The sequence below is a fragment of the Tistrella sp. genome (genome assembly GCF_002684955.1).
GTDB lineage: Bacteria > Pseudomonadota > Alphaproteobacteria > Tistrellales > Tistrellaceae > Tistrella > Tistrella mobilis.
In genome coordinates this window covers 1-11,761 of sequence record NZ_NYWI01000048.1, presented here as the reverse complement: position 1 = coordinate 11,761, position 11,761 = coordinate 1, and the positions used below count along the sequence as shown (strand labels likewise).

At 71.4% G+C, this 11,761-nt stretch carries 9 protein-coding genes; 3 read left to right on the top strand and 6 right to left on the bottom strand.

Annotation, left to right across the window (positions count from 1 at the left end):
- The coding region (locus CMO28_RS16330) for a hypothetical protein (protein WP_296715265.1) at positions 1 to 1,633 on the top strand (1,633 nt) is incomplete at its 5' end.
- Between the two features lie 70 nt (positions 1,634 to 1,703).
- Here CMO28_RS16330 and CMO28_RS16325 read toward each other — a convergent pair.
- The gene (locus tag CMO28_RS16325) at positions 1,704 to 2,744 is read right to left on the bottom strand and encodes a hypothetical protein (protein WP_296715263.1); all 1,041 of its coding nucleotides are present in this window, start codon (positions 2,742 to 2,744) and stop codon (positions 1,704 to 1,706) included.
- A 384-nt stretch (positions 2,745 to 3,128) separates the two neighbouring features.
- Between CMO28_RS16325 and CMO28_RS16320 the strand changes: the two genes are divergently transcribed.
- On the top strand, positions 3,129 to 4,052 hold the full coding sequence (locus CMO28_RS16320) for a YgfZ/GcvT domain-containing protein (RefSeq protein WP_296715262.1): 924 nt from the start codon (positions 3,129 to 3,131) through the stop codon (positions 4,050 to 4,052).
- A gap of 35 nt (positions 4,053 to 4,087) precedes the next feature.
- Here CMO28_RS16320 and CMO28_RS16315 read toward each other — a convergent pair whose 3' ends face one another.
- From CMO28_RS16315 to CMO28_RS16300, 4 genes are all read right to left on the bottom strand, one after another.
- Positions 4,088 to 5,257, bottom strand: a complete 1,170-nt coding sequence (locus CMO28_RS16315) for a hypothetical protein (protein ID WP_296715260.1) — start codon at positions 5,255 to 5,257, stop codon at positions 4,088 to 4,090.
- A 240-nt stretch (positions 5,258 to 5,497) separates the two neighbouring features.
- On the bottom strand, positions 5,498 to 5,962 hold the full coding sequence (locus tag CMO28_RS16310) for a hypothetical protein (RefSeq protein ID WP_296715259.1): 465 nt from the start codon (positions 5,960 to 5,962) through the stop codon (positions 5,498 to 5,500).
- A gap of 259 nt (positions 5,963 to 6,221) precedes the next feature.
- Complete coding sequence (locus CMO28_RS16305) at positions 6,222 to 7,517, bottom strand: phosphoglycerate kinase (protein ID WP_296715257.1); 1,296 nt, start codon at positions 7,515 to 7,517, stop codon at positions 6,222 to 6,224.
- A 414-nt stretch (positions 7,518 to 7,931) separates the two neighbouring features.
- Positions 7,932 to 9,185 carry a phytanoyl-CoA dioxygenase family protein gene (locus CMO28_RS16300; RefSeq protein WP_296715254.1) on the bottom strand — a complete coding sequence of 418 codons (1,254 nt, stop codon included), beginning with the start codon at positions 9,183 to 9,185 and terminating at the stop codon, positions 7,932 to 7,934.
- A 212-nt stretch (positions 9,186 to 9,397) separates the two neighbouring features.
- On the opposite strand from CMO28_RS16300, the gene CMO28_RS16295 reads away from it, so the two are divergent.
- Entirely contained in the window at positions 9,398 to 10,636 is a 1,239-nt protein-coding gene (locus CMO28_RS16295) for a hypothetical protein (RefSeq protein ID WP_296715253.1), read from the top strand.
- 22 nt (positions 10,637 to 10,658) lie between these two features.
- On the opposite strand, the gene CMO28_RS16290 is transcribed toward CMO28_RS16295, so the two are convergent.
- Entirely contained in the window at positions 10,659 to 11,549 is an 891-nt protein-coding gene (locus CMO28_RS16290; RefSeq protein WP_296715251.1) for a hypothetical protein, read from the bottom strand.
- Between the last annotated feature and the right edge of the window lie 212 nt (positions 11,550 to 11,761).

Below are 11,761 nucleotides of genomic sequence, written 5' to 3'. Positions count from 1 at the left end.
CGACGACGCGCGCCTCGTCGACGAGTGGGACGACCTGAAGATGATCGAGTGGTACCGCCAGGGCAGCAAGCGCGACATGGTCCGCGGCATGCTCGCCAAGTCGATGCTGACGACCGTGCCCATCTACCCGACGTTCGGGACGTGCTGCTGGTTCGAGGTCGAGGTGACGAACCCCTTCTCGCGGGCGGAGCGCTTCAGCGTCGACCTCCCGCGCAAGGAGACGGAGCTGCGCCTCGTGACGTCGACGGAGGAGTGGGCCCACCTGCGGCGCCACGTGGCGCCCGCGTTCGGCGACGCCGGCGCCGGCGCGGTCGAGGCCGACATGATCGACGCGTCGGGCCCGCCGGGCGCGCCGCCCGTCGTCCTGCTGATGGCCCACGAGACGATCCGGGTCCCCTTCGCCTTCCTCTCCCTCGAGCCCCCGTCCCACGACCTCAAGTGGGGCGCGCGGCAGACCAAGGCGGCCCCCGACGAGGGGCGCCGCGGCGACCGCCGGTCGTCGTCCGAGGCCAAGGACGGCGACGGCCCCGCGGCGCCCGGGTCCGGCAGCGCGCCGAGCCGCGTCGTCCCCGTGCGCTTCGTCGCCGCCGGCGGCTACGTCGTCGCCGCCGTCGAGGTCGAGAGCCGGCCGCGGGCCTGCGTCGTCGACCGGACGTTCCGCTTCTACCAGAGCGAGGGCGAGATCCTGAAGCGCTGCGTCCGCGTGCTGCCGCCGGCGCCCAAGGCCGTCGACGGCGGCGCCCAGGTCGCCGGCGGCTGGGCGAACGCCCTCGCCGCGCCGGAGCCGCGGGGCCACCGGAGCATGTACGTCCACTGCGTGTCGACCGGCCGCGGCGAGGCGAGCGACGTGTCCATCCAGTGGCGCGAGTCGACGGACTGCCCGGGGGCGCACGAGGTCCTGATCAAGTACGCCCGCGTCGGCGCCTTCCCCTCCGTCGGCGAGTTCTACGTCCTCGTCTTCCGCGACCGCTTCTGCGCGCGCCTCGCGGAGCTCTGGCACGTCGTCGTCCACTCGCGGCTCCGCGCGGACCTCAACGGCGTCGCGGGCCAGGCCGCGGGCGTCGAGCTCGTCGTCCGCGGCGACCGGACGCCCCGCGTCGTCAAGGCCTACGCCGCCGTCGCCGGCGGGGCCGACGTCGCGGGGGGGGGGGCCGCGGGCGACGCGACCTTCGACCCGCCGAACGAGTTCCGCCTCGTGCCGCACGCGCACAACAAGTTCGCCGTCCACTACCGCGCGCGCGACGCCGGCGCCAAGCGCGTCCACGTCCACCTCGTTGACGCCGACACCCACGAGCTCGTCGCCGCCTGGCTCCTCACGGCCGTCTCCTCGGCCCCGACCATCACCAAGACCTACGACGTCGAGCTCCCCCTCGCCAAGGCAACGACGAAGCGCATCCCCTACCGCAACCCCTGGAACCGGCCAAAGTCCTTCAGCCTCGTCTCCTCCGACGAGGCCGTCCTCCGGCCCCGAGACGGCGCCAAGCGCATCACCATCCCGCCGAACGGCGTCGACTACCTCCGCCTCTACTTCCCCGCCGTCCAGCGCCGCGGCATGCTCCAGTGCCTCCTCTACGTCAACAGCGACCACGACCAGAGCGAGGAGGTCTTCCTCCTCCGGCTCCTCGTCGCCTAAGACTCGGAGGGAGGAGGGGCTTGTTTGTGTCTTACGACGCGCGTCTTCGAATTCGGGCCTTGCTAAGGTGCTAGAAGTCGAAGGCGGGCCAGGGGCTCGTGCCGCCGAGCGCGGCGACGTTCGTCGGCGAGCCCCGGCGCCACATCTTGCCGCTGGCGAGGCCGGAGGTGAGCGCGCGGGAGAGGAGCGCGGCGACGGTCTCGCCGCGCGGCGCGAGGTCGCGGCCGTCGTCGTCGCAGGCGCGGACGTCGACGGTGACGCGCGCGGCCGACGTCGCGAGTTGTACGTCGAAGCGCGACGCGAGCGCGAGGTGCTCGCCGTCGTCGTTGAAGGGGTGGTGCCGCGCGTTGACGGTCGTCGCGTCGGTCGCGACGGCGGCGCCGCCGGAGACCTCGACGTCGTCGGCCTTGGCGTTGACGCCCCACGCGACGAGGTCGACGACGCGCGAGTGGTCGAGGGAGACGAGGCTCACGCGGACGGAGACGTCGAGGGCGTCGCGGAGCGAGGCGGCGGTCCCGGGCTCGCGGTGGTCCGCCGCCGCGCGCGAGGCCGTGGCCGTGGGGGGGATCGAGCAGCCAAAGTCGAGGCGGCGCGCGTCCGCCACGTGGAGCGACGGCAGGTCGCGCGCGTGCCACGCGCGCGAGAAGTCGTAGCGCGCGCCGCGGACGCCGAGGACGACGAGGAAGTCGGCGCCGAAGGGCGCTCGAGCGCCGAAGGCGCGGTCGCCCCCGCGCCGCAGGTGCAGCGCGAGGTCCAGGTCCCCGGGGACGCGCGCCGCGCCGTCGAAGAAGCGGCGGCCGAAGCGGCACCGCGCCCGGAGCAGCCGGACCAAGTGGCGGCGCTGCGGCCACGTCAGCCGCGCCGAGTTGCCGCCGTCGGAGAGGCCGAGGGCTGGCGCGGCCTTCGCGGCGTCCTGGGACCGCCCCTCTTGTTGGAGAAGGCTCCCGTCCATCGCAAAGGGCCCGAAGTCGTAGCGCAGGAGCGACTCCGTCGCGTTCTCCAAAGCGCGCGACACGGCCCGCAGGCTCGCGACGAGCTCGGTCCCGCTGACGAACCGCAGGGCCTCCGTCTGGAGCTCCTGCGGCAGGCAGTCAAATTGCCAGGCGACCATGGCAGCGGCGGGAGCGACGTCGCAGCGGCGGCGGCGGCGCCTCGGGATGGCGGCGCGGCTGGCGGCGGCGCAGGCGCTGGCCTCCGGCGTCCGCGCGATCGATCGCGTCGGCGCCGCGCCCCCTCGCTGGCGGCGGGCGCTGTGGGGGTTCTGGCGCTCTGGAGCTGGAGCTGACTTACGAGTTGAGGGATTGTTCGTTCGCTTGATGATCGGTGCGCGAGGCGGTGGCAGCTTCGGCTGGGGCCTACGTGGCTCGATCCGGTTGTTTCTAACACAAACATTCGCTAACTAGGGTAAGGCTGTGGCAGTGGCCAGTCGGCGTCGAAGCTGCAAGCTCATTCAGACCTCTTCTTGCGCCGCAGCAGAGCAGAGCGCGTCGGCCAGATGCATCGCGCGGTGTTGAGCGTGCGCGGCAGCGACGCGGCGAAGCTGCTCCACTCGTTGAGCACGAACGACGTCCACAAGTGGCTGGGGTCGGGCGCGCCGGGCCTGGCGGCGGCCTTTTTGACGACCAAGGGGCGCGTCCTCGCCGACGCGGTGCTGTGGCGCGGGGACGACGAGAGCGAGGTCTTCGTGGACTGCCCGGCGGCGCAGTCGGCGGCCCTGCTGCGGCACCTGAAGATGTACAAGCTGCGGTCGTCCGTGAAGCTCGCGGCGCGCGACGACCTGGAGGTCGCGACGTTCTCGTCGGCGGCGGCGGCCGAGGCGCCCGGCGCGGTGCTGGCCGGGGGCGCCGACCCCCGGACGGCGCTCTTGGGCGGGCGCGGCGTCGCGGCGGCCGGGGGGGGTCCGCGAGAGGCGGCGAGCGAGTACGCGCGGCGGCGCCTCGCGCTCGGCGTCGCCGAGGGCCCCGAGGTCGTCGGGAGGATCCCGCTCAACTGCAACCTGGAGCTGCTCAACTACGTCGCCTTCGACAAGGGCTGCTACCTCGGCCAGGAGCTGACGGCGCGGGCCAAGTTCCGCGGCGAGGTCCGCCGCCGCCTCATGCCGGTCGCGCTCCAGGATTCCGACGGCGCCGTCCTCCACAGCGCGGCGCGCGCGCTCCCGCCGCCGGACCCCGTGCCCGACGTCCCCCCGCTCGCCGGCGGCCTCCCCGACGTCGGCGCCAAGCTCGTCGCCGGCAAGAAGGCCGTCGGCGAGCTCGTCGCCGTCGACGCCGCGTCCTCCGTCGCCGTCGCCATGCTCAAGCTCGATTTTGCCCTCTCCGGGGAGGTCCTCGACGTCGACGTCGAGGGCGGCCAGGGCGTCAAGGCCTCGCCCTACGTCCCGCCCTGGTGGCCCGTCGACGTCCTCGAGAACGCCGACTAGCCAGTGAGTGGCGCGCGAGGTCCCTTGTAAACTTACTAGAAGACGTCGTCGTAGGCGGGGAGCTCGCTGTTCCAGCAGGGCGTGCGGTGGTGGAGGAAGGAGACGAGGAGGCTCGCGAAGCCGGCGACGCAGATGGTGATGGAGGCGGCCTGGGGGAGGACGCGCTGGACGCGGTCCGTGCGGTCGCCCGGGACGTCGAGGTCCGCGTCCGGGAAGATGACGTCGTCGTCGCGCTCCGGGAGGTAGCGCCAGCAGGTCGCGTAGAATTGGGTCGTCGTCCCGAGGAGGGCGAGGAAGCAGGCGAACTCGACGACGGAGCCGGCGAGCTTGTAGGCCGGCGTGTCGTGCGTCGCGAAGGCGCGTCGGTAGACGACAAACGCCGCGAGGAGCTTGAGGATCGCCATGGGGATGAGGAGCCCATAGGTCGCTTTGCCGTAGTCCTCGCAGGAGTCCTTCCAGTCGTAGTCCCACTCCCTCTTCGTCTCGGCGAACTTGTAGTAGCCCTCGGCCTTGGCGTTCTCCGAGGAGCCCTTGACGTACGCGTAGCCGAGGAGCCCGACGCGGATGGACCCCGACGAGGCCCGGATCTGCGCGAAGTTAAAATTCTTGACGACCTCCGGGTCGTCGTCGGCCGCGAGCAGCGTGAAGGTGAGCGCCAGGAAGTTGATCAAGGTCGCGACGAGGATCACGCAATACGTCTGTCCCCGGCGGTCGTCGTACCACGTCGACGTCCCGATCCCGCCGAGGTCGGGCATGCGCCGCCCCTTGTAGGCGACGTGCCAGCAATAGCACCAGCACGGCAGGCAGACGCACACCGCGAAGAGTGAACCCGCCGCGACCTGCGCCCACCGCGGCAGATCGTGCATCGGGTCGTCGTCCTCGTCCTCCGACGTCGGCGCTCGCGTCAACGTAGGCGCCCCCGTCCCCGTCGTCGGAGCCCCCGTCGCACTCCCGTCCGACGACGCCCCTCCGTCGGGTGACGACGCCGCCCCGTCGAGCGTCGGCGCCGCGGCGGGCGACGCCGACGGCGCGCCGGAGGGCGCCGCCGTCGTCGGCGCCGCCGATGGAAAGAACGTCGTCGGCGCGAAGGTCTCCTGGAGGCCGCCGAACTCCGTCCCAAAGTCGAACGTCTGCGCCCGGACCCCTCGGAGCACGCAGACGACCGCGACCCGCATCAGAGCCGTCCCGCGGGCGGCCCGACGCATCGGTCCAAAATTTCCTTTCTTTCCTCTCTCCGTTTGTCCACAAAAAATTTCCACAGCCAGCCAGTCGAGCCAGCAGGTTCCTTTGCCTCCAAATCCACCCGTATGGGGCCCACAGACAATGGCCAGGGCCTATACGGTGGCCTCCCCGGAAGAGCGCCGAGCGCGTTTCTTACACGGGGCATTACCGAGCCCCTTGCTCTAGAACCCCCCCGCCCGGTCTTCTTCGAGGGGGCGGCGCGCCTAGGCGTCCGGGCAGGGCGTCTCCCAAGTCCGCACGCACTTTTGGGTGGAGGCGCACCACTGGTAGCCGGCGGCCACCAAGCAGCCGCCCGCGTCCTTGTCGCCGCCGACGAGGTGCGGCGCGGGGGTGTCGCAGGTCCGCGCGTCGCAGCAGTCGCCGCAGAGCGTGTCGACGGCGGACATCCAATAGCTCTCGTCGGCGTTGCATCCGAAGCGAGCGCTTCCGTCGAGGCACTGGTACGGCGCCTCGTCGCCGCAGTGGTACAGCGGGTCGTCGCAGCGACTCGCGGGGCACTGACGGCCGTCGCAGGACTCGGCGCCGGAGGACAGGTCGCTCGTGGCGCCTCGCAGCGCGGCGTACGATGACGCCTTGGAAACGCGGAGGCCAAGGAGGCAGAGCACGGCCGCGCCCGCGGCGCACACCCCGAGCCTCAGCGCCTTCTTCTGTTGCGCGGTCCCGGCCATGCTCTCACTGCTCGAGACTCTGCCCTCCTGCCAGAAGTTGCACCAGGTTCAGAATAGTAGACGATGGCTGCGGCCGCCGGCGCCCCTCGTAGGCGCAAATCACGAAGACCGCGCATCATAACTTGGACGGAACGCGCGGGGGGCGAAACGCGCGAAGCTGCGGAAGCTTCGTGCGTCGTCGCCTCTGGGGGACGGGGCGCGCGCGCGCGCGGCGGACGGGCCGACGAGGGGCCGGCCGCCGCCGCGGGTCGGGGCGCGCTTAGGCCTCGTCGAGGGCGGCGACGCCGGGGAGGACCTTGCCCTCGAGGAGCTCGAGGGAGGCGCCACCGCCGGTGGAGATGTGGGACATCTTCTCGGCGAGGCCGGCCTTCTCGACGGCCGCGACGGAGTCGCCGCCGCCGATGATGGTGATGGAGCCCTTCTCGGTGAGCTCGGCGAGGGTGTCGCAGATGGCGAAGGTGCCCTTGGCGAAGACGTCCATCTCGAAGACGCCCATGGGGCCGTTCCAGATGACGGTCTTGCAGTCGGCGAGCTTCTCCTGGATCATGGTCGTGGCGGCGGGGCCGTTGTCGAGGCCCATCCAGCCGTCGGGGATCTCGTCGGCGGAGACGACCTTGGTGTCCGCGTCCTCGGCGAACTTGTCGGCGACGAGGATCTCGTTGGGGAAGATGAGCTCGCAGCCCTTCTCCTCGGCGAGCTTCATGGCGGCCTTGGCCGTGTCGAGGAAGTCGTCCTCGACGAGCGACGAGCCGACGGGTTTGCCCATGGCCTTGAGGAAGGTGAACGTCATGCCGCCGCCGACGATGACCTTGTCGCACTTGTTGATGAGGGACTCGAGGACCGTGATCTTCGAGGACACCTTGGAGCCGCCGACGATGGCCGCGAGGGGGCGGACGGGCTCGTCGACCGCGCCGGCGAGGTACTGGAGCTCCTTGGCGAGGAGGTAGCCGCTGACGGACGGCGAGAGGAACTTGGTCACGCCCTCGGTGGACGCGTGGGCGCGGTGGGCCGTGCCGAAGGCGTCGTTGACGAAGAGGTCGAAGGGCGCCGCGAGCTTCTCGACGAAGGCCGCCTCGTTCTTCTCCTCCTCCTTGTAGAAGCGCGTGTTCTCGAGGAGGACCGCCTCGCCCTCCTTCATCGCGCCGACGATCTTGGAGACCTCGTCGCCGATGCAGTCGGGGGCCATGGTCACGTCCGTGCCGAGGCACTCGGACATGCGCTTCGACACGGGGCCGAGGGAGAACTTGTCCTCCGGGCCGTCCTTGGGCCGGCCGAGGTGCGAGCACATGGCGACCGACGCGCCCTGCTCGAGGAGGTACTTGACCGTGGGCACGGACGCGCGGATGCGCGTGTCGTCGCCGATGACGCCGTCCTTCAGCGGCACGTTGAGGTCGCAGCGGATGAGGACCTTCTTCCCCTTGAGCTCCGCCTCCGTCAGGTCCGCGACCGACTTCTTGGCCTCGAGCTCGACCGAGACGCGCGCCGCGCTGCGCGCCGAGGGGGCCACGAAGGCCGAGGCCGTGGACAGCGCGAGGGCGAGGATCGTGAGCTTCATGATGGCCTACGAAGAAGCGCCGTTTTTTTTTACAGCGGGCGCGCGTCGGCGAAGCGGCGAACGGGCGGTTGCCGACGACGTGCCCCGCCACCTCACTTCGGCGAGCGCCCGCCCTGCGCTCTCCGCGCCGCGGCGGACCGCGGCGCGGATGCAGCAGCCGGGGCCGGGACCGATGCAGGGCGCAAGCGCGGAGGGGGGGGGTGAAGGTCCAAGGGCATCATCGCACCTGGTAGTCGACGTACGAAGCGAGGATCTGCGACACGAGGCAACGACGTGGTCGGGGATTTTCAACATGACGATCCAGATGATCTCGCCGGGGGTATTTTCGGCGCGAGCGCTAGTCGCGGCCTGTCGACCACCTGTCCCCGCCGTGGACGACGTAGAGGCGCGGCAGCTGAAAAAGACGACCCGTCCTTAGGACGCGGCCGGCGCCCCGCGCCTCAGGTCGCCGAGGGTGAGGCCCCTCTTGGCGACGGCGGGCGCGAGGCTGCGCTGGGGCGGCGCGTCGTAGGCCTCGTTCGCCGCGTGGCCGAAGGAGACGTAGAAGAGGGCGCGGTCGCCGCCGTCGACGCAGGGCCCGCCGGCGTGGTGGAGGCGGGAGTCGTAGAGCGTCGCGTCGCCGGCCTCGAGGAGGGCGAGGATCGAGGGGCGGCTCGCGCAGTAGTCCGTGATCGCGCGCTCGGGCGACGCCTCGTCGACGAGCGCGTCGTCGAGCGCGTCGTGGCAGGCCTTGGTCGCGGTCCCCGGCAGGAAGCGCGTCGGGCCGAGCTCCGGCGGGATGTCCTGGAGGGCCACGAAGCAGGTGAAGAGGACGGGCGCCTCGGTCCACGTCGTGTCCGCGTGGATCGGCTGCGGAGCGGCGCCGGGCGTCGCGACGATCGCCGCGCACTCGCGGAGCGGCGCGTCGAGCCCGCCGCAGAGGTCCTCCAGGGCGTCCCCCGCGGGCCCGCGGAGCAATTCCGCGACGACGGCGGCGACCTCGTCGTCCCGCGGGTCGAGAAACGCGTCCCAGCGCGTCTGCGGCGCGCCCGCGACCGTGTCGTCGCGCGGGCCAAGGATGTTCCCGAAGCCGGCGTCCCCGGCGTCCCGCACTGCGAGGGCGTGGCGCCGCAGGGCCTCGACCGCCCCGGGTCGCACCGCCCCCTGGAGCATGGCGACGTTCCCGACGCCCCCGCCGCGGACGCACTCCGCGAGGCCGTCCTCCTCGCAGGGGAAGATCGCGTAGACGTCGCCGTAGGTCTCGAAGGCGTCCTGCTGCGCCCAGGACGCCGCCGCCGACCCGGAGACGACGCGCGCGCGCCAGACGTTCCTGAAGGCGCGCCACTCGAGGCGCAACGCCTCGACCTCGCCGCCCGCGTCGTCGCCGTCGCCTTCGAGGAACGCGTCCAGGGACAGCGCCCGGTCGCGCCGCGCCAGGAAGGACCGCAGCGCGCGCCGCGACCCGGGGGACGCGTCCTCCAAAAAAACCTCGACGAGCGCGACCATCGCGGGCGAGTCTCCATCCCTGGGCAGGACCGCGTCGCTGGACAGGAGGCCCTCGACGGTGCCGAGGAGCCCGTCGAGGAAGCCGCGCGGCGGCGGCGCCCGCCCGCGCGGGGGCGCCACGGGCCACGCCGGAGCGCCTCCGACGAGCAGCAGCAGCGGCAGCGCCCGCGTCGTCATCGTCATGCCATGCGAAATGCCACAAGGAGCACGAGGCTCCAAGCCGAGGCTCCGGAAGGCGGCAGCATCGTCCCCGCGCCCATGATACGGGCAGCTGAGTTGCCCTTCTCATTCAGCGCGGCTGTTGTGCTCTCCTCTGCGTCGCGGCCCGCAGCAGCCGCTTCCCGACCGGCGGCGCGTCGGCGTTGGGCGGCGCGTCGGGCGCTCGCTTCGGTGCGATGATGGGGATCGAGGACCTCGAGGAGGACCTGGACGCGGGGGACATCTTGGAGGACGCGGACGACGGGGACGAGAACGGGCGGGAGCGCGAGGATAGCATCGACCTGGCGGACCTCAAGCCCATGGACGCCTTCCTGATGAAGATGGAGGATCTGGTGACGGAGATGGAGCGGCGGCATCTGCACCCCAAGGGCTTCTTCAACGACGACGCCAAGGAGCTCCAGAAGTACTTTGACCAGGAGCACGCGAAGGAGCTCGAGAAGATCAAGGAGGAGCGGCGCGAGCAGCGCCAGCGGTCGCGGATGAAGGCCCAGCTCCAGAAGAAGCGGCTCCAGCTCGAGAAGCAGCTCCGGGAGGAGCAGGACGCCGTCGCCAACGACCCGCAGATCGAGGCCTGGCTCTACGTCGTCCGCATGGACCAGACGCGGCCGTCGGCGCGCATCGGCGTCAACTCCATCACCGCGCGCGCGCTGGCCAAGGCCATGTGGAACAACACGTCGCTGACGAGCCTCGACCTGTCGCGGAACGACCTGAGCGACTTCGCGGGGGCCCAGATCGGCCGCATGCTCAAGCGGAACTGCGCGCTCAACAAGCTCGAGCTCAACGAGAACCGCCTCGGCCCGCGCGCGTGCCACGCCTTCGGCGAGGCGCTGCACACCAACGGGACCCTCAAGACCCTGAGCCTGGAGTCGAACCCCCTGACGAACGAGTCGACGGACCAGACGGGCGTCGTCGCCCTCGCGCAGTCCCTCACGGCGAACTCGTCGCTGACGCTCCTCAACCTCTGGCGCTGCGACCTCGGCACGACCGCGGGCGCGGAGCTCGCCAAGGCCCTCCAGCTCAACGCCTCCATCATCAACCTCGACGTCGGGAACAACGGCGTCCTCGTCAACGACAAGCGCAAGATCGCCGACAAGGTCGACGCGAACAAGAAGCAGACGCGCGTCATCCAGCAGAAGAACTTCGCGCGCCAGGAGCAGCTCGCCAAGGAGGCCGCGGGCAGGCAGGCCATCGCCGACGAGGAGCAAAAGGCCCGCGAGCTCGAGGAGTGGATGGACGCCCAGAAGGACCTCCGCGCCGCCGACCGCATGTCCGAGGCCGACGCGCAGCGCGAGAAGCGAAAGGAGGAGGAGCGCATCAAGGCCGAGGCCGAGCGCCTCGCCCGCGAGGAGAAGAAGGCCAAGGAGGAGGCCGCCAAGAAGAAGAAGGGCAAGAAGGGCAAGAAGGGCAAGAAGTAGCGGCGTCCGTGCGAGTAACACCTTACGCGTCCTCCCGAGGCGGCCGCGGGCCGAGGCGCGCGGACGCGACGACGGGGTAGCCGCCGTCGCCGTCGTCGCCGAGCATGCGGAGGAGGTCGAGGCTCCGGAAGACGTAGGGCTCCTCCCGGAGCGGCGCGTCCCTCTCCGGGGCCCAGAGCGCGGCGGCGATCTTGGGCCGCCTGGGCTTCGGCGCGACGCCGCGCTTCGGCCGCCATTTCGACGTCTTCGCCAGCGTCGCGTGCGGCTTGAAGTCGGGCTGGTGCGTGAAGCCACGCGCGAGGAGCTCGGCCTTGGCCTTGGCCGCGACCAGGCCTATGTCGCCGCCGGACAGGTCGTCGCAGCGCGCGAACAACACGTCCGACCCGAACGACCCGAGGCCCGGGAACCGCGCGCGCACGCCGTCGGGCGACCGCGCGGCGCCCGCCGCGGCGCGCAGCGCCTCGACCGCCCGGCCGAGCTCCGCGTCGGCGGCCGGGCCCGGGTCGTCGTCGCCCTTCGCCGCCGCCTCCGTCAGCGGCAGGCCCAGCAGCCCGAGCGTCAGGTGGAGCTTCTCCCGTCGGATCACGCAGCCCCCGAGCTCGGGCGCGGCCGCCACGAGGCGCGCCTGCACGGCCTCGGCCGCCGGGCCGAGGAAGCTGGGCTCGATGCGCAGCGCGAAGAAGTGCGTGAACTGGGGCTTCTTCCTCGCGTCCGCCTTATTGGTGGCCGCTGCGCGAGGAGCGCTACTTGTCGGAATCGGTCTGAGAACGGGCGCGCGAGGAGCGCTGGCCAGAAAGGCCGCGTAGCGCAGCGAAGCGGCGCACGCGAGCTCCTCCGACATCACGAAGAGCAGCGCGAGAGGCAAGAACATGGCGCCATAGTACTTGGTGCAAGGCGCGCTTTCGAAGGTCAAGTTCGCCTTCATTCAAATCCACAACAGCAAGGCCACACGCCGGAGAAGGATTGGCGCGCCAGCGGGTGTTCCACGCCAGCCATACCGGAGGTGGAGGTGTCTTATTGCCGGCGGGCAGGCGGGCTTTGGGGCGGCCATCGGGCGTCGATGGCCGGCCTCGTCGCCTCGTCGGCGTCCCTGGAGTGGGTGCCCGACGTGCTCGCGGTGTGCAT

What these genes read in the sequence shown, in the direction of transcription:
- CMO28_RS16325 (WP_296715263.1), bottom strand. Translation starts at nt 2,744, where the DNA reads ATGGTCGCCTGGCAATTTGACTGCCTGCCGCAGGAGCTCCAGACGGAG.
- CMO28_RS16310 (WP_296715259.1), bottom strand. Translation starts at nt 5,962, where the DNA reads ATGGCCGGGACCGCGCAACAGAAGAAGGCGCTGAGGCTCGGGGTGTGC.
- CMO28_RS16305 (WP_296715257.1), bottom strand. Translation starts at nt 7,517, where the DNA reads ATGAAGCTCACGATCCTCGCCCTCGCGCTGTCCACGGCCTCGGCCTTC.
- CMO28_RS16300 (WP_296715254.1), bottom strand. Translation starts at nt 9,185, where the DNA reads ATGACGATGACGACGCGGGCGCTGCCGCTGCTGCTGCTCGTCGGAGGC.
- CMO28_RS16315 (WP_296715260.1), bottom strand. Translation starts at nt 5,257, where the DNA reads ATGCGTCGGGCCGCCCGCGGGACGGCTCTGATGCGGGTCGCGGTCGTC.
- CMO28_RS16295 (WP_296715253.1), top strand. Translation starts at nt 9,398, where the DNA reads ATGATGGGGATCGAGGACCTCGAGGAGGACCTGGACGCGGGGGACATC.
- CMO28_RS16320 (WP_296715262.1), top strand. Translation starts at nt 3,129, where the DNA reads ATGCATCGCGCGGTGTTGAGCGTGCGCGGCAGCGACGCGGCGAAGCTG.